The organism is Streptomyces sp. S3(2020) (assembly GCF_013044505.1).
In the GTDB taxonomy this organism is placed as follows: domain Bacteria; phylum Actinomycetota; class Actinomycetes; order Streptomycetales; family Streptomycetaceae; genus Streptomyces.
The window spans coordinates 93,586-111,137 of sequence record NZ_JABERD010000004.1 but is presented as its reverse complement, the minus strand read 5'-3'; the positions used below and the strand labels follow the sequence as shown (position 1 = coordinate 111,137).

Below are 17,552 nucleotides of genomic sequence, written 5' to 3'. Positions count from 1 at the left end.
TCCATGGTCTTCAACCGTTCCCTCCTGGCGAGGGCCGCCCTGGGCCCGGCGGCCGGCGCGGTGCTCATGGCCTTCATGGCCGCCGGCGCGATCCCCGCGTACCAGATGTACTCGGTGGGGCTCGCGGCCGTGTACACGATCGTCGTGCTCTCGGTCGGCCTGCTCGCCGGCTGGTCCGGCATCTGGTCGGTGGGCCACCCGGCGTTCTTCGCGATCGGCGCCTACTTCGCCGCGTACGGCAGCGGCCACGACTGGCCCCTGGAAGCGGTGGTCCTCGGCGCCGTCGCCGCCGGTGCCGCCCTGGGCGCGTTCCTGGGCTACGCGGGCGCCCGGTTCTCGGCGCTCTACATCGCCCTGCTCACCCTCGCCTTCACCACGGTGACCCTGGAACTGGTCAACCGCTGGAGCAGCGTGACCGGCGGCGACCAAGGGGTACCGGTCGTCCAGCTGCGCAGCGCCCTGGGCTTCGGGACCCTCCTGGGCGGTGGCACCGAGGCCCAGTACCTCGCGGTCGGCGCGGCGGCCGTCGTCCTCGCGCTGGCGGTACCGGCCGCCGCCTCGGGGCTGCGGATGCGGCTGATCGCCGCCAAGTCGCACCCCCTGGCCGCCCGGACGATCGGGATCGCACCGGAGGCGCAGTCGTCGCTGTCGTTCGCGGTGAGCGGGGCGTGCACCTGTTTCGCGGGTGTGCTGCTCGGCCTGCTCACCCGGTTCGTCAGCCCGGACCCGTTCTCGCTGACCTTCGGCATCTCACTGATCGCGGCATGCGTACTCGGCGGGGTCGGCACGATCCTCGGCGCCGTGGCGGGCGGCGTCTATCTGACGTGGAACCCCTCCCTCTCGTCCGCCGTGGGCCTGCCCCAGCCGGTCGTGCAGGGCCTCGTGCTGATCGGTGTGCTCCTCTTCCTGCCGGGTGGCGTCGTCCCCTTCCTCAGCAAGCTCGCGCGCATGCTCACACGGCGGACACCGCGCGGCAGCCGTACCGAACTCCCGTCGCCCGCCGAGCAGATGGCCGACCTCGCGCCGCCCGGGCCGCCGTCCGGGACGGTGGGCGGCCCGGTTCTGCTGCACCTGGAGCACGTGTCGGTGTCGTACGGCGGGATCAGGGCCCTGGAGGATGCCTCACTGACCCTGCGGCAGAACGAGATCCTGGCGGTCATCGGGCCCAACGGGGCAGGAAAGACCACCCTGTTGAACGCCCTGTCGGGACTGACCGGGAACGGCCGGGTGACCGGCACCGCGGACTTCGCCGGCCGGCCCCTGCTCACGGCCAGGGCGACCGCGCGGCGACGGCTGGGCATCGGGCGTACGTTCCAACACGCCGAGGTGTTCTCCGAACTCACCGTCGAGGAGAACGTGCTGTGCACCCGCCGCCGGATCACCACCCGGGACCGGGCCGAGGTCGCGCGGCTGCTGCACTCCGTCGGACTCGCCGACGTGGCCGACCGGCTCCCCGGCGAGCTGCCGTTCGGCCTCCAGAAACGGCTCGACCTGGCCCGCGCGATGGCCGAGCACCCGAAGCTGCTGATCCTGGACGAGCCGTTCGGCGGCCTCGACGCGGCTGAACGGGCCTTGCTGGCACGGCACATCAGGCGACTGCACGCCGACGGCACCGCCGTCGTCGTCATCGACCACGTCCTGGACGACCTCTTCTCCGTCGCCCACCGCGTGCTCGCCTTCGACTTCGGCCGCACCATCGGCGAGGGCACGCCGGACACCGTGCTCCAGGACCCGAAGGTGCGCTCGTCGTACCTGGGAAGCGTCGACGCCAGGACCCGGCCGCCCGAGCACGTCGGCGACCGCAGCATGCTCCGACTGCACGGCGTCGGCCACACCTACGGCGGTGTCGTCGCCCTGCGCGACATCGAACTCGACGTCCGCCAGGGGATCGTGCTGGGGATCGCCGGCGCCAACGGAGCGGGCAAGAGCACCCTCGCCGGCATCCTGCACGGTTCGCTCGAACCGACCCGCGGCGACCGCGAGACCGGCGGAACCGTCCGCACCAGCCTGGCGCCCGAGGGCCGGGCCCTGTTCAAGACCCTATCCCTGCGCGAGAACCTCGAAGTCGCGGCCTACGCGGCAGGGATCACCGGCACCCCGCTGCGCGAACGGCTGGAGGAGACCGTGCGGTGGCTGCCGGCACGGCTGCGCGACCGGATGTCCGACTCCGCGGGCGGCCTGTCCGGCGGCGAGCAGCAGATGCTCGCCATCGCCCGCGCCCTGATCGCCGCACCGGACGTCCTGATCGTCGACGAACCGGCACTCGGGCTGGCCCCCGCCCTCGTCGACGAGGTCTACGACCGACTGGCCACGCTCGCCCACGACGGCCTGACCGTCGTCCTGTTCGAACAGCTGCTCAGCCGGGCCATGTCCGTGTGCCACGAGGTGGCCGTGCTCCACGAAGGCGTCATCGCCGCCCAAGGGCGCCCGGGCGACCCGGAGTTCGCGGCCCTGGCCGAGGCGGCGTACTTCAGCGGCGGCCTCGACACCGCCCCCACGACCGCGGCGGCCACCGCCCGGACCCCGCAGGTGAACTGAAATCCCGTAGTGAACGAGGTGGACCGTGTTCCGAACGATCAGAAAATTCCGCCGCGCCGCGGGAACGATGGCCGTCATGGCCGCGGTGGCGCTCACCGCCAACGCATGCGCAGATGAGGACTCCACAGCGGCCGGTGGTAGCTCTTCCGAGATCCACATCGGCGCGTGGCTGCCCCTCACCGGCGCCACCGCCACCTACGGCGTGGCCGAGAAGGCGGGCGCCGACGCGTACTTCAAGATGCTCAACGCCCAAGGCGGCGTTAACGGCCGCAAGATCAAATGGACGGTCAAGGACAACGCGGCCGACCCGCAGCAGACCGTGCAGATCGCCCGCGAACTCATCGGCCAGGACAAGGTCGTGGCCATCGTCAACGCCAACGGCACCGCCCAGGCGGAGGCCGCCTTCCCCTTCGTCCTCAACCAGTCCAAGGTCCCGGTCCTCAACGAGGTCGGCGGCACCGAGAACTGGTACGACCCGCCACGCCCCGGCCTCTTCGGCACCCAGACCCTCTACGAGGACCAGGCCGCCGCGATCGCCGCCTGGGCGGTACAGGACGGTGCGAGGAAGATCCTCGTCGTGCACAGCGACCCGGCGGCGTTCGTGAACGTGGCCGAGCAGGTGGAGCCCGTCGCCAAGAAGGTGAACCCCTCGGTCGAGGTCGACCGGCTGCCGGTCAAGTACCAGACCACCGACTACACACCCGTGATCAGCAAGGTGAAGGCGGCCTCACCGCAGGCGGTGGTCCTGATCCTCACCTCCCCCGAGGCCGCCGCGTTCCTCAAGGAGGCCAAGCTCCAGGGACTGTCCCTGCCCACCTACGCCTACGCGCCCGTGGCCGCCGAGTCCACGCTCTCCCTGGCCAAGGACGCCGCCGAGGGCCTCAAAGCCGTACAGCTGGTGAAGGCGCCCTCGGACCCGGACCCCGCGGTGAAGGAGTTCCGCACCGCGATGGCCAAGTACGAGCCCGGCCAGGACGCCGGCTTCCTCGCCCTGTGGGGCTGGAGCAACGCGAAGGTGTTCGCCGACATAGCGAAGACCATCAAGGGGCCCGTCACGTCCCAGTCCATCACCGCGGCGTACCAGAAGGCGTCCGAGGTGGACCCGGGGGTGTCGCCGGTGATGAAGTTCAGCGCCGACCAGCACCTCGGCACCCGCAGCGTGCAGCAGGTCGTCGTCAAGAACGGCGTCTGGACATCCGTCGGCGACTTCTACACCCCGCCGGCCCGCGACTGAGCGCCCGGACCCGACATCCGAATCCTCGCGCACGGCTATGGGAACTTCCGGGGTGCGTCGTTACCCTCCGCCCATGATTCCCACGGTGGTCTGGGGCACAGGCAATGTCGGGCGCGCCGCCATTCGGGCTGTCGCGGCGCATCCGATGCTCAGCCTTGTGGCCGTGCTGGTGTCCAACCCCGCCAAGGTCGGCAAGGACGCGGGCGAGCTCGGCGGACTCGGTCGGCGCCTCGGAGTGGCGGCGACGGACGATGTGGGCGCGGCACTGTCCCGAGCCCCTCGCGCCGTCGTGTACGCGGCCTCCGGGGACGTCCGCCCGGACGGTGCGATCGAGGACATCGGCCGTGCGCTGCGGGCCGGCGCGGTGGTGGTCACACCGTCCCTGTACGGCATGTACGACTGCACGCACGCGCCGGCCGAGATCCGCGACGTACTGCTGGAGTCCGTCGAGGCCGGTGGCGGTTCGCTGTTCGTGTCGGGGGTGGACCCCGGCTGGGCCAACGACGTGCTCCCGCTGCTGGTCAGTGGGCTGGGTTCCGACATCGACGCCGTCCGCTGCCAGGAGATCTTCGACTATTCGACCTACGACCAGGAGGAAGCCGTCCGCGACCTGATCGGTATGGGGCATCCCCTGGACCACCAGCCGCTGATGCTCGCCGAGGGTGTTCCGACGATGATCTGGGGCGGACAGCTGCGCATGATGGCCCGCGCGCTGGGTGCCGAACTGGACGGCATCGAGGAGACCTTGGAACGCCGTCCCCTCGACACGTCCGTCGTCACCGACACGATGGGCGAGTTCGCGGCCGGCACCCAGGGAGCGGTACGTCTCGAGGTACAGGGCATGGTGGCGGGCGAGCCCCTCATAGTCATCGAGCACGTCACCCGCATCCACGCCACCTGTGCCCCGGACTGGCCGGCACCACCCGACGGCGGGGCGGGCGCGCACCGCGTGATCATCGAAGGCCGTCCCCGCATCGAGGTCACGGTCGAAGCCACGGACGAGGGGGACAACAGAGCCGCGGGCGGCAACGCGACGGCCGCCGGCCGTCTGGTGAACGCCATCGACTGGCTCGTCGAGGCCGGACCCGGCCTCTACGACGCGCTCGACGTCCCGCTGCGCCCCGCGGTGGGCAGACTGGGAAAGAAGTGATCATGCAGATCGACATCCCCCAGGGCGTCGACCCCATCCTGTACGTCTGGGGCGACCTGGTGCCCGGGATCGGCCCGGCGGCCAGCGCCTTCTCCCTGGCCGTCTACGAGTACACGACCCTGGGACTGCGCGAGTTCGAGGCCGCCCGCCTGCGTGTCGCCCAGATCAACGGTTGCCTGTTCTGCCTGGACTGGCGCACCGAACGCGACGGGGAGAAGGTCGAGGAGGGCTTCCTCGACGCGGTCACGCAGTGGCGCACCACGGACGCCTTCGACGAACGGACCCGGCTCGCCGCCGAGTACGCCGAGCGCTACGCCCTCGACCATCACGGCCTGGACGACGAGTTCTGGGCCCGGATCAAGGCGCACTACAGCCAGGCGCAGATCGTGGAGCTGAGCATGTGCATCGGCTCATGGCTGGCCTTCGGCCGTCTCAACCACGTGCTGGGGCTCGATACCGCGTGCATCCTGCCGTCGGCACATCGTCCCTGACGTCTTGTCGGTGAGGGTCCGATCATTGCAGGTGCATGAATCTTCCGGACCGGAGATCTCGGCCGGAGCGCGGACCGCGGGCCTGGCCTGCGCCGGGGCATGACAGGGCTGCGTCAACGGCCCTTGACACTCGCGGGGGCGGCCGACGTACGTTGAGCTCACGGTTTTCTTTCGGGTGGAGGCCTTCATGTACGCAACCGGCGCGGCACCTCGGGGTGCGTGCACCGGTGCGCGGCTGATCACCCGGCGGCATGTCGACTACTGCCGTACCTCCTCCGCGGTCTGTCCCTCCGTACACGTCTGAACCCTGTCGGCCCGTCCTGTGGGCCGGCTTGTCGTGGGCCCGTGGCCCCGACCCTTCGCGTTCTCGTGTCCTCGGAAGGAACCCCATGTCCGGCCCCGCCCTGCACCTCGCCCTGGAGATCGACGGCGACGGTGCCCACCCCGCGGCCTGGCGCCGCGCCGCGCACTCGCCCGACCAGTTGCTCACCCCGCGCCGCGTGGCCGGGGTCGCCGCCGTGGCCGAGAACGCCGGGTTCACCCTGGTCACGTTGGACGACGGCGTCCTGCCGCCCGGGGCCGCGCCGGATCCCGTGGGCCGTATCGGCGCGGTGGAGCGTGCGGCGTTCATCGCGGCGTCCACGAGCACCGTGGGGATCGCGCCCGTCGTCCCGGTCACCTATGCCGAACCGTTCCATGTCTCAAGCCAGTTGGCGTCCCTGGACCACATCTCCGGCGGCCGTGCGGGGTGGGTGGTGACGGAGGAGGAGCATGCCGAGGCCGCCCGTGCCTGGGGGCGCCCCCAGGTCGCCGATGCCGACGCGCGGGCCCGGGAGTCCCGCGACGGCGTGGAGGTGGCCCGGGCGCTGTGGGACTCGTGGGAGGACGACGCGGTCATCCGGTCCGTGGCCACCAGCCGCTACCTCGACCGCGGACGGCTCCACTACATCGACTTCACCGGTGAGACGTACGCCGTCAAGGGCCCGGCGATCGTGCCGCGCCCGCCGCAGGGACAGCTCGTCGTCCTGGGCCGGCCGGAGCGGGTTCCCGCCGCGCGGCTCGACGTCGCTCTCGTCGCGGGCCGCGACCTCGCGGCGGTCACCTCGGCCGCCGCCGCCGCGGGCACACCGCGCGTCTTCGCCGAGGTCGAGGTGGCGCTGGACACCGAGAAGGCCGGCGCCGCCGAGCGCGTCGCCGACCTGGAGCGGCACGCGCCGTGGACCGACAGGGGAAGGCTGCGGCACATCGGCTCCGCAGAGCAACTGGTCGCCCTTCTCGGTGAGTTGAGCCGTCGCGTCGATGGCGTACGGCTGCGTCCGCTGGTCCTCGACGAGGACCTGCCCGTCCTCTCCCGTCTCGTCCTGCCGGCGCTGTCCGAGCGGCGCCTCGTCGCCCGCCCCCTGCCCGGCACGTCCCTGCGCTCGACCCTGGGCCTGGAGCGCCCCGCCAACCGCTTCGCCGCCCCGGCCGTTCAGGAGGAAACCCGATGACACGCACCGACCCCCTCGACGTCCCCAGGCCGCATGCCCAGTTCCATTTCGGAGTGTTCTTCCAGGGCGTCAACCACTGGACCATCTGGTCCGCCCCCGACAGCGGTTCACAGATCGACCCCGCGTCGTTCCGCAAGGTCGCCCAGACCGCCGAACGGGGCCTGTTCGACGCGTTCTTCCTCGGTGAGGGGCTACGGCTGCGCGAGGTCGACGGCAGGATCCACGATCTCGACGTGGCCGGACGGCCGGACGCCATCACCCAACTCGCCGCGCTGGCCGCGGTGACCCGCCGGATCGGCCTGGTCTCCACCTCCAACTCGACGTTCAACGAGCCCGCCGACCTCGCCCGCCGCCTGTCCGGCCTGGACCTGCTCTCCGAAGGCCGCGCCGGCTGGAACGTGGTGACCACGGACAACGCGTGGACCGGCGCGAACTTCCGCCGCGGCGGCTATCTCGACCACGCCGACCGATACCGGCGGGCGGAGGAGTTCCTCACCGTGGCCCGCTCGCTCTGGGACGGCTGGGAGGACCGGGCCGTCGAGGACTCCGCGGACGCGTCCGTCTGGTCGGCGCCCGGCGCCGTGCGCCAAGTACGCCATCGCGGACCGCAGTTCGACGTCGACCTCGCCCCGACGCTGCCGCGCAGTGCCCAAGGACATCCCGTCATCTTCCAGGCCGGTGACTCCGGCGAGGGGCGCGACTTCGCCGCCCGCAACGCCGACGTGATCTTCTCCGCGCACGGCAACGACTTCGACGACGCGCTGGCGTTCGCCGATGACATCCGCACCCGACTGCGTGCTGTCGGCCGCCCCGACGACGATCTGCGGATCCTGCCCGGCACCGAGATCATCCTCGGCGCGACCGAGGAGGAGGCCCAGGAGAAGAAGCGCTGGATCCGGTTGCAACAGGTCACCCCCGCCACGGCGTTGGGGGTCGCGGGGCTGCTGTGGGGCATCGATCTGTCCGGCCGTGACGCGGACGGGCCGCTGCCCGAGGAGGATCCGGTCGTCGCCGAGAACGACGGCTCCTTCGGGGCGCGGCGGGTCGCCGACCCGCGCCAGGTCGTGGCGCAGTGGCGGGCGAAGGCGGAGGCGCACGGCTGGTCGCTGCGCGAGACCGTCATCGCGCTCGGTCCGCAGCGCGGACACGTGGGCACTCCGTCCGCGCTGGCCGACAAGTTCGCCCACTTCGTACGGCACGGGGCGATCGACGGCTTCAACGTCACGCCGTATCTGATCCCCGACGGTCTGGACGACATCGTCGACCTGCTCGTCCCGGAACTCCAGGAACGCGGGGTCTACCGCACCGAGTACACCGGCACCACGCTCCGCGAACACCTCGGCCTGCGCGAACCCCTCACCCACCGGTCCGCGTCCCCCCGACGGCAGGCGGGCTGACCGGCCACGAGCAGCCCGATCGACACGGAAGTACGGCGTCACCGCGACGCCGGCCGACTGGCACACCGCGGGCGCGGGCGCGGGCCGGGCATCCGGCCCTCCCGCACCGCCCGACAACCGACGGAGGACTCATGACCACCGAGGCGACGACGACGGACCTGCACGCCTTCACCGAGAGCTGGCTGGAGTGGTACCGCGCCCAGGAGGCCCGGCTCGCCGACCCGCACGGCTTCCTGGCGATCACCGGCCTGCACTGGCTCGACGACCGCCCGCAGCGCTTCCCCGACGCCCCCGGCGCATGGCACACCGGCCCCGACGGGGTCGTCGTGAACCTCGACGAAGGGGAGGAACTGGTCGTCGACGGAACACCGGTGCGCGGCGAACACCACTTCGGCGTGCTCCCCGAGCGCGGTGGTGTCGACGCGGTCTGGAAGGACGCCGTCATCGAGGTCGCCAAGCGTGGCGGCAACGACATCGTGCGCCCCCGGCACCCGGACGCGCCGCTGCGCACGGCCTTCACCGGCACACCCGCCTACGCCCCCGACCCGCGCTGGGCGGTGACGGGCCGGTACGTACCCTTCGACGAACCGCGGCCGACCACCGTGGGCGCCGCGGTCGAGGGCCTCGAGCACGTGTACGACGCTCCGGGCAGGGTCGAGTTCGACCTGGACGGGCGCCGGCTGTCCCTGACCGCGTTCCCCGGGCGGGCCGCGGGCGCGCTGACGGTGCTGTTCACCGACGCGACGTCCGGGGTCACCACCTACGCCGCCAGCCGGGCCCTGGCCGTGGGGCCGCCCGCCGCCGACGGCACGGTGGTGCTGGACTTCAACCGCGCCGCGAACCTTCCGTGCGCGTACACGGACCTGGCCACCTGCCCGCTGCCGCCGGCCGAGAACCGGCTGCCGGTGGCCATCGAGGCGGGGCAGAAGCTCCCCCGGGAGCGCGGCGGTTCCTGAACCACGCTCAGTCGAGGACCGCGGTGGCTTCGATCTCGACCAGATGCTCGGGAACGTCCAGGGCCGCGACGCCGATCAGGGTGGTCGGCGGTACCGGAGTGCGTCCCAGCTTCGCGGCCGCCCGGGAGACGCCTTCCAGGAGCGGGGCCATCTTGTCGGCGGTCCAGTCGACGACGTAGCAGGTCAGTTTCGCCACGTCGTCGAAGGAACCGCCGGCCTCGCCCAGAGCGGTGGCGATGTTGAGGTAGCACCGCTCGACCTGCGCGGCGAGGTCGCCCTCGCCTACGGTGACCCCTTCCGCGTCCCACGAGACCTGCCCGGCGACGAAGACCAGCTTCGAGCCGGACGCGATCGCCACCTGCCGGTAGACATCGATCTTCGGCAGTCCCTCGGGGTTCCTCAGTGTGATGGTCATGCTGTCCGTCTCCTCGTCCGGGCCGCTGTCAGCCCCTGTGGTCTCTTGTGGTTACTGGGGAACCGTAGGAGAGTGAGCGATGACATGGAAGAACGCACTTTTCAGTGACTGGGGAACCTCATGGTGACCAAGCAGCTCAGCGGCACGGCCGAGGATGCCAACCTGCGTCGCGCCGACTCCCTGGGGCGGGAGATCTTCTCCGACGTCGCCAACAAGTGGGCGCTCCTGATCATCGAAGCCCTGGGCGAGGGCACCCTGCGCTTCAGCGAGCTGCGCGGCCGGGTCGAGGGCATCAGCCACAAGATGCTCACCCAGAACCTGCGGATGCTGGAGCGCAACGGCCTCGCGGAGCGCGAGGTCCACCCCACCGTCCCGCCCCGGGTCGAGTACACCCTCACCGAAGCGGGCCACGGACTGCGGGCGACGGTCGACGGGATGTGCGAATGGACCTACCGGTACTTCCGGCACATCGAGACCGCCCGGCAGCGCTTCGAAGCCTGACGGTCGGCGGCTGCGGGGCCGCTCTCCGCCACCGGTGATGAGTTTTCGCGCCCCCACCCGTCACACCTACGTCGGGACACGACGAGGCGGAAGGATGACGTGATGAGTGCGGACAGGCGGCTGGAGGAGCTGGGCGGGAGCGGGCTGGGCGAGGTCGACGAGCCGGAGTTCTCTGGGCTGGCGGAGCGGCACCGGCGGGAGCTGCACGTGCACTGCTACCGGATGCTCGGGTCGTTCGAGGACGCCGAGGACACCGTGCAGGAGACGTTTCTGCGGGCCTGGCGTCGGCGGGAGACCTTCGAGGGGCGGTCGACGTTCCGGGCCTGGCTGTACGGGATCGCCACCCACGCCTGCCTGGACCTGCTCGCCAAACGCCGACCGGAACCCGCGACCGGCGGCGAGGTGCTGTGGTTGCAGCCCTACCCGGACCGGCTGCTCGACGAACTGCCCGCGGGAGACGCGGACGAGCCGGAGAGCGTCGCCGTCGCGCGGGAGACGATCGAGCTGGCGTACCTGGTCGCGGTCCAGCACCTCGCGCCGCGCCCGCGGGCCGTGCTGATCCTGCGGGACGTGCTCGGCTGGCCGGCGAAGGACGTCGCGCGGCTCCTCGGGGACTCCGTCAACTCCGTGAACAGCGCCTTGCAGCGGGCCCGCGCCGGCATGCGGGAGCATCTGCCCGCCGAGCGGCAGGACTGGAGCGGCGGCGGGGAGGACGCCGGGACGCGCGAGTTGGTGCGTCGCTTCACCGAGGCCAGCGTGGCCACGGACATCCCGACGCTCGCCGCGCTGCTGCGGGACGACGTCCGCTCCTCGATGCCGCCCACGCCGGGCCTGTTCATCGGTCGCGACGCGGTGGTGAAGGACTGGGTCGAGAGCGGCTTCGAGGGCATGAAGGGCCTGCGTACCGTCCTCACCTCCGTGAACCGGCAGCCCGCCGTCGGCTTCTACCTCTGGCAGCGGCGGGAGGGCGCGTACCTGCCGCTGACGATCGACGTCCTGCGCGTCACCGGCGGGGCGATCGCGGAGATCATCACGTTCCACGACGACCAGTTCCCGCGGCTCGGGCTGCCCGAGCGCCTGCCGGCCGACGGCACGGAGTAGTCCCGGTGCGGACGCTCACGCTCCGCGGTGGCGCGCGGGTCGCGGTGGTCTCGGCGCAGTGGCGCGACGCGTTCGGCGTCGTCACCCGCGGGCGGGTGCAGCTGGAGCTGCGCGACGGCGGGCCCGGGCCGGTCCTGGGCCGCGACGCCGGATTCTGGCTCCGCGGCACCGGCGTCCGCGCCCTGCGCAACCCCGGCCGTCGCACGGCGAGGGTGCGCGTCGTGACCCCCCGACCGATGGAGGACGGTATGGACGGCATGAAGGACACCGGGGTCGCCGCGGGCCCCACGACGGGCTCCACCAGCCGTCCCCACCAGCTCCGCGGGCTCGTCGTCACCGGCTTGCTCGCCGCGCTCGTGGCGACAGCGGCCACCACTCTCGCGGCGGCGCTCGCCCGGGCGGTCGGCGTCGGTTTCGAGGTCCCCGACGGCGGCGAGCGGATCCCGCTGTCCGGGTTCGCCGTGGTGACCGGCTCCTTCTCGGTCGTGGGCGTCGTCATCGCCGTCGCCCTTCTTCGCTGGAGCGCTCGTCCCGTCAGACGATTCGTGTGGACGGTGGTGCCGCTGACCGCGGTCTCACTGGTCCCGCCCCTCCTCTCCTGTGCGGACACCGCCACCACCACCGCCCTCCTCGGGCTGCACCTCGTCCCCGCGACGGTGATGATCCCCACCCTCGCGCGGACCCTCCGCGCCCGGACCGGCTGACGGGCCCGCTCACGCTTCCCGGTCCAGCACCGGGTACGGCACGAACGTGCTGCTGTTGTGGTCGATCAGCAGCGGCCGGCCGAGAGGCGGTACGGCCCGCTGGGGGCAACCCAGGCGTTCGCAGACTCGGCAGCCCATGCCGATGGGGGTGGCGGCGGAGGCGTTGGTGAGGTCGAGGCCGTCGGAGTAGACGAGGCGGTGGGCGTGGCGGATCTCGCAGCCGAGGCCGATGGCGAAGGTCTTGCCGGGTTCACCCCAGCCGCCGCGATGCCGGGTGATCGCGCGGGCCGTCCACAAGTAGCGCTGCCCGTCGGGCATTTCGGCGATCTGGACGTGGATGCGGCCCGGCGCGGCGAACGCCTCGTAGACGTTCCACAACGGGCACGTCCCGCCGGCCCGGGAGAAGTGGAAGCCGGTCGCGGACTGCCGCTTCGACATGTTCCCGGCCCGGTCGACGCGGACGAAGGAGAACGGCACTCCGCGCAGCCGGGGGCGCTGGAGGGTGGAGAGGCGGTGGCAGAGGGTCTCGTAGCCGATGCCGTAGCGGTCGGTGAGGCGTTCGATGTCGTAGCGGACCTCTTCGGCGGCAGTGTGGAAGGCGGTGTACGGCAGGATCAGCGCCGCCGCGAAGTAGTTGGCGATACCGATGCGGGCCAGCGCGTGGGTGGGTGAGCCGGCCGGGAAGTCCTCGGCGGCCTGGCGGTCGAGTTCGTCGCGGTGTTCCAGTAGCGCGAGCTGGGTGGCGAGGCGGAACGCGCGCTGTCCGGGGCGAAGCCGGGTGGACAGGTGGAGGGTGCGGGTCGCCTCGTCGTAGTGGTGCAGGCGCTCGCCGGTCTCGGCGGCCAGGCGCACACCGTGCCGCTCGGTGAGGCGCGCGCCGAGGGCCTGGACGACCTCGCCGGGGCGGATACCGATCTCCTCCGCGAGCCGTTCTGCCGCGAGGTCGGTGTCGCGCAGGTAGTTCTGGCGGCGGTAGAAGAAGTCGCGGATCTCCTCGTGCGGCGAGCGCGGGGCCTCGTGGGCGGTGTCCCGGCCGTCGGCCGCGTCGGCGAGCCGCTCGGCGAGGAGTTGGTTCTGGCGGCCGAGACCGAGCACGACCTGGGCGACCTCGGGCATGCGCGCGGCGAGGTCCGCGAGGTCGGACGGTGACACCCGGGCCTCGGCGAGCTCGCCGGCCAGTGCCTCCCGCAGGTCGGCCACCAGTCTGCTCGTGTCGCGCTCCGAGAAGAAGGCCGGGTCGACTCCGAAGGTCTCGGTGAGCCTCAGCAGGACGGGCACGGTGAGCGGGCGGGAGTCGTGTTCCATCTGGTTGAGATAGCTGGGCGAGATGTCGAGCGCGCGGGCCAGCTCGGCCTGGCTCATCCGGCGTTCCTCGCGCAGCCGGCGAAGCCGCGCGCCCGCGTAGATCTTGCTCACGGCACTCCTCGGGCAATGGGGTCGGACCGTCGTCAGCGTATGCGAAGAACGAGCCTCATCGAGCTTCGCAAACTTGGCAGAAGGCTTCGCGAAGATTCGCAGAAGTTGGCAATGATCCCCGCTTGATGGCACTCAGTGCCAATGCCAGAGTTCCAGTGCGGCCCGCTGGACCTGCATTGCTCAGCTCCATCCGATGGTTAGAAGGCGGGCCGCATCCCCCCTTCAGACACACAGTGCCACTCCCCGCACCTGACGGGCGGGACATTGGCAGGTCGGACAACCGAGGAGACGGTGAAGGTCATGGCAGAGGCGAAGTCGACGGCGGCCGAAGAGCTCGCGGGGCGCTGGGCGACCGATCCCCGCTGGCAGGGGATCGAGCGCACCCACACCGCCGAGGACGTGATCCGGCTCTCCGGCAGCGTCCGTGAGGAGCACACCCTGGCCCGGCGCGGCGCCGAGCGCCTGTGGCGCCAACTGCACGAGCAGGACTACATCCACGCGCTCGGCGCGCTCACCGGCGGCCAGGCGGTCCAGCAGGTGAAGGCGGGCCTCCAGGCGATCTACCTGTCCGGCTGGCAGGTCGCCGCGGACGCCAACCAGGCCGGGCACACCTACCCCGATCAGAGCCTGTACCCGGTCAACTCCGTGCCGCAGGTGGTCCGCCGGATCAACAACGCGCTGCTGCGCGCCGACCAGATCGCCACCGCCGAGGGCGGCACGGACACCACCGACTGGCTGGCACCGATCGTCGCCGACGCGGAGGCCGGGTTCGGCGGGCCGTTGAACGCCTTCGAGCTGACCAAGGCGATGATCGCGGCCGGCGCCGCCGGCATCCACTACGAGGACCAGCTCGCCTCCGAGAAGAAGTGCGGCCACCTCGGCGGCAAGGTACTGGTGCCCACCGCCCAGCACATCCGCACCCTCAACGCGGCCCGGCTCGCCGCCGACATCGCCGACGTGCCGACCGTCGTCGTCGCCCGCACCGACGCCCTCGCCGCGAACCTGCTGACCAGCGACGTCGATGAGCGCGACGCCCGGTTCGTCACCGGCGAGCGCACCGCCGAGGGCTTCTACCGAGTGCGCAACGGCATGGCGCCCGTGATCGCCCGCGGTCTGGCCTACGCACCGTACGCGGATCTGATCTGGGTGGAGACCGGTACCCCGGATCTCGCCCAGGCCCGGGAGTTCGCCGAGGCGATCCACGCCGAACACCCGGACCAGATGCTCGCCTACAACTGCTCGCCCTCCTTCAACTGGAAGGCGGCGCTGGACGACGACCGGATCGCCAAGTTCCAGCGGGAGTTGGGGGCGATGGGCTATCGCTTCCAGTTCATCACCCTGGCCGGGTTCCACTCGCTGAACCACGGCATGTTCGACCTGGCGCGCGGCTACGCCGAGCACGGGATGACCGCGTATGTCGACCTTCAGGAGCGGGAGTTCGCCGCCCAGCGGCACGGGTTCACCGCCGTGAGGCACCAGCGGGAGGTCGGCACGGGCTACTTCGACCTGGTGTCCACCGCCGTCAATCCGGCCTCGTCGACCACCGCGCTGGCCGGGTCCACCGAGGAAGAGCAGTTCCACTAGTCCGTCGTCCGCGGGTGCGTGGGGGGGGCACAGTTCCCCGCGCCCCTGAGGGCGTTACCTCGTCGCTCGCCAGGAGAACCCGATGCCCACCACAGCACTGTCCCGACACGTTCACGTCCTCGCCGCCGCCGGTCATCGGCACGACGAGATCCTCACGCCCGCCGCCCTCGATTTCGTCGGTCGTCTCGCCGCCGGCTTCGGCAAGCGCCGTCAGGATCTCCTCAAGGAGCGCAGGCGGCAGGCGATGCGGCTCGCGGACGGATCATCGTGTCTCGACTTCCCGATGGTCACCTCGGCCATCCGCGCGGACCCGACCTGGCGGGTGGCTCCGCCGGCCGCGGGACTGGCCGACCGCCGCGTGGAGATCACCGGCCCGCCCGAACGGCGCATGACCGTCGACGCCCTCAACTCCGGTGCACAGGTATGGCTGGCCGACTTCGAGGACGCCACCGCACCCACCTGGGACAACCTCATCGGCGGCCAGCTCAACCTGCTCGACGCCATCGAGCGGCGTATCGACTTCACCACCGAGGAGGGCAGGCGGTACCGGCTCGGCGAGCGGCTCGCCACCATGGTGGTCAGGCCGCGTGGGTGGCATCTCGACGAGGAGCACCTGGAGTTCGACGGCCGACCCGTTCCCGCCGCGCTCGTCGACTTCGGCCTGTACTTCTTCCACTGCGCGCAACGCCAGATCGACGCCGGTTCCGGTCCGTACTTCTCCCTGCCGAAGCTGGAGAACCGCTACGAGGCCCGGCTGTGGAACGACATCTTCGTCACCGCGCAGGAGTTGCTGGGCATCCCGCGCGGCACGATCCGGGCCACGGTGCTCATCGAGACGATCACCGCCGCCTTCGAGATGGAAGAGATCCTCTACGAACTGCGGGAGCACGCCTCGGGGTTGACCGCGGGACGTCGGGACTACCTGTTCAGCGTGATCAAGACCTTCGGCCACCGCACCGACTTCCTGCTGCCGGATCGCGCGCAGGTGACGATGACCGCCTCCTTCATGCGGGCCTACACCGAACTCCTCGTCCGTACCTGCCACAAACGTGGCGCGCACGCCGTCGGTGGCATGGCCGCGCAGGTGCCCGGCAAGGATCCGGCCGCCGAAGAGGCGGCCCTGGCTAGGGTCCGTCTCGACAAGGAGCGCGAGGCGGAGGACGGCTTCGACGGGTCCCGGGTCGCTCATCCCGGGCTCGTGCCGGCGTGCCGCGAGGTGTTCGACGCGGTGCTGGGCGAGCGGCCCCATCAGCTCGACCGCACCCGCGACGACGTGGCGGTGACGGCGGCGGACCTGCTGTCGGTGCGCCGCGTCAGCGGTCCGCCCACTCCGGAAGGTCTGCGGACCAACATCGCGGTCGCGCTGCGCTACTTCGACGCCTGGCGGGGCGGACGTGGGGCCGTCGCCCTGGACGGGCTCATGGAGGACGCGGCGACCGCCGAGCTCGCCCGTGTGCAGATCTGGCAGTGGCTGCGGCACCGCGTCGTGGACCGGGAGACGGTGTCACGGGTGCTCGACGACGAACTCGCCGCGCTGGGTGCCGCGTACCCGTGGGCGGCCCTCGACGATGTGCGAGCACTCTTCGAACGGACGGCGTTGGCACGGGAGTTGCCGCTGTTCTTCACTCCTGACGCCTCTACCCGTCACCTGGTGCGGCACGTGGCGGCCACGTCATGAGCCGGCGTGTTCAGCGCGTCGGCGTGGTCGGCGGCGGACAGATGGGGGCCGGGATCGCCGAGGTGTGCGCGCGGGCCGGACTGGACACCGTGGTGTGCGAGGTGGACGCGATAGCCGCCCGAGCCGCCCGCGACCGGGTGACGGCGTCGCTCGACCGCGCGGTGCGGCGCGGCAGGCTGGAGCCGTCCGACGCCCGGGACGCGCTGGACCGTCTGGTGTTCAGCGGCACTCTGGAGGACCTGGCCGACCGGCAGTTGGTCGTCGAGGCCGTCGTGGAGAACCCGGACGCCAAGACCGAGGTCTTCGCCGCCCTCGACAAGATCGTCGAGGATCCGGAGGCGGTGCTGGCGACCAACACCTCCTCGCTGCCCATCATGCGTCTCGGTATGGCGACGCGCCGCGCGGACCGGGTCGTGGGCCTGCACTTCTTCAATCCCGTGCCCGTCCTGCCCCTGGTGGAGGTCGTGGCCTCCCTGCACACCGCGCCGGCGACGGTGACCGCCGCAGAGGACTTCGCCGCCGGAACGCTCGGCAAGACCGTGATCCGCTCCCGCGACCGGGCCGGTTTCGTCGTCAACGCTCTGCTCGTCCCGTACCTGCTGTCGGCGGTCCGCATGGCCGAGTCCGGCTTCGCCACCGCCGAGGACATCGACACCGGCATGGAACGGGGCTGCGCCCACCCCATGGGACCGCTGAGGCTCGCGGACCTGATCGGCCTGGACACCGTCGCCTTGATCGCGGAATCCCTGTACGAGGAGTTCAAGGAGCCTCTGTACGCCCCGCCGCCGCTGCTGCGGCGCATGGTGGAGGCGGGGCTGCTCGGCCGGAAGACCGGCCGCGGGTTCCACACCTACGACCAGGACTGAGGGCCTGGTCCGGCACGGGCTGAGGGGCCCG

General features: G+C 71.5%; 15 protein-coding genes. 13 read left to right on the top strand and 2 right to left on the bottom strand.

Translation table 11 applies throughout. The annotated features are described in order from the left end of the window. Window positions 1-3: 3 nt before the first annotated feature. The 7 genes from HLK59_RS02965 to HLK59_RS02935 all read left to right on the top strand — a co-directional run bounded on the left by HLK59_RS02965 (window position 4) and on the right by HLK59_RS02935 (window position 9,256). Window positions 4-2,538, top strand: coding sequence for an ATP-binding cassette domain-containing protein (locus tag HLK59_RS02965; protein ID WP_171139591.1), 2,535 nt, complete (start codon window positions 4-6; stop codon window positions 2,536-2,538). A gap of 76 nt (window positions 2,539-2,614) precedes the next feature. Next, entirely contained in the window at window positions 2,615-3,772 is a 1,158-nt protein-coding gene (locus HLK59_RS02960; protein WP_240982159.1) for an ABC transporter substrate-binding protein, read from the top strand. A gap of 73 nt (window positions 3,773-3,845) precedes the next feature. Next, window positions 3,846-4,922: a dihydrodipicolinate reductase gene (locus HLK59_RS02955; RefSeq protein ID WP_171139589.1), complete on the top strand. Its 1,077-nt coding sequence runs from the start codon at window positions 3,846-3,848 to the stop codon at window positions 4,920-4,922. A 2-nt stretch (window positions 4,923-4,924) separates the two neighbouring features. Further along, window positions 4,925-5,413: a carboxymuconolactone decarboxylase family protein gene (locus HLK59_RS02950; RefSeq protein ID WP_171139588.1), complete on the top strand. Its 489-nt coding sequence runs from the start codon at window positions 4,925-4,927 to the stop codon at window positions 5,411-5,413. Between the two features lie 389 nt (window positions 5,414-5,802). Further along, window positions 5,803-6,903 carry an LLM class flavin-dependent oxidoreductase gene (locus HLK59_RS02945; RefSeq protein ID WP_171139587.1) on the top strand — a complete coding sequence of 367 codons (1,101 nt, stop codon included), beginning with the start codon at window positions 5,803-5,805 and terminating at the stop codon, window positions 6,901-6,903. Beyond that, a complete protein-coding gene (locus HLK59_RS02940) occupies window positions 6,900-8,300 on the top strand; it encodes an NtaA/DmoA family FMN-dependent monooxygenase (protein WP_171139586.1) in 1,401 nt (466 codons plus the stop codon). The genes HLK59_RS02945 and HLK59_RS02940 overlap by 4 nt, the downstream gene beginning before the upstream one ends. Before the next feature lie 131 nt (window positions 8,301-8,431). Further along, the gene (locus tag HLK59_RS02935; RefSeq protein ID WP_171139585.1) at window positions 8,432-9,256 is read left to right on the top strand and encodes a DUF1684 domain-containing protein; all 825 of its coding nucleotides are present in this window, start codon (window positions 8,432-8,434) and stop codon (window positions 9,254-9,256) included. A 7-nt stretch (window positions 9,257-9,263) separates the two neighbouring features. On the opposite strand, the gene HLK59_RS02930 is transcribed toward HLK59_RS02935, so the two are convergent. After that, on the bottom strand, window positions 9,264-9,671 hold the full coding sequence (locus HLK59_RS02930) for a RidA family protein (protein WP_171139584.1): 408 nt from the start codon (window positions 9,669-9,671) through the stop codon (window positions 9,264-9,266). Window positions 9,672-9,791: 120 nt separating this feature from the next. Here HLK59_RS02930 and HLK59_RS02925 point away from each other — a divergent pair, with 120 nt between their 5' ends. The 3 genes from HLK59_RS02925 (at window position 9,792) to HLK59_RS52300 (ending at window position 11,977) form a co-directional block, all read left to right on the top strand. Then, complete coding sequence (locus HLK59_RS02925) at window positions 9,792-10,172, top strand: helix-turn-helix domain-containing protein (protein WP_171139583.1); 381 nt, start codon at window positions 9,792-9,794, stop codon at window positions 10,170-10,172. A gap of 102 nt (window positions 10,173-10,274) precedes the next feature. After that, complete coding sequence (locus HLK59_RS02920) at window positions 10,275-11,273, top strand: RNA polymerase subunit sigma-70 (RefSeq protein WP_171139582.1); 999 nt, start codon at window positions 10,275-10,277, stop codon at window positions 11,271-11,273. A gap of 5 nt (window positions 11,274-11,278) precedes the next feature. Then, complete coding sequence (locus tag HLK59_RS52300) at window positions 11,279-11,977, top strand: DUF6069 family protein (protein ID WP_171139581.1); 699 nt, start codon at window positions 11,279-11,281, stop codon at window positions 11,975-11,977. 9 nt (window positions 11,978-11,986) lie between these two features. On the opposite strand, the gene HLK59_RS02910 is transcribed toward HLK59_RS52300, so the two are convergent. Next, complete coding sequence (locus HLK59_RS02910) at window positions 11,987-13,393, bottom strand: XRE family transcriptional regulator (RefSeq protein ID WP_171139580.1); 1,407 nt, start codon at window positions 13,391-13,393, stop codon at window positions 11,987-11,989. Window positions 13,394-13,693: 300 nt separating this feature from the next. Between HLK59_RS02910 and aceA the strand changes: the two genes are divergently transcribed. The 3 genes from aceA to HLK59_RS02895 all read left to right on the top strand — a co-directional run bounded on the left by aceA (window position 13,694) and on the right by HLK59_RS02895 (window position 17,521). Next, window positions 13,694-14,977 carry an isocitrate lyase gene (aceA, locus tag HLK59_RS02905; RefSeq protein WP_171139579.1) on the top strand — a complete coding sequence of 428 codons (1,284 nt, stop codon included), beginning with the start codon at window positions 13,694-13,696 and terminating at the stop codon, window positions 14,975-14,977. Between the two features lie 82 nt (window positions 14,978-15,059). Then, window positions 15,060-16,655: a malate synthase A gene (gene aceB, locus HLK59_RS02900; protein ID WP_171139578.1), complete on the top strand. Its 1,596-nt coding sequence runs from the start codon at window positions 15,060-15,062 to the stop codon at window positions 16,653-16,655. Beyond that, complete coding sequence (locus HLK59_RS02895) at window positions 16,652-17,521, top strand: 3-hydroxybutyryl-CoA dehydrogenase (RefSeq protein WP_171139577.1); 870 nt, start codon at window positions 16,652-16,654, stop codon at window positions 17,519-17,521. Before aceB ends, HLK59_RS02895 begins: the two co-directional genes overlap by 4 nt. The last annotated feature ends 31 nt before the right edge of the window (window positions 17,522-17,552 follow it).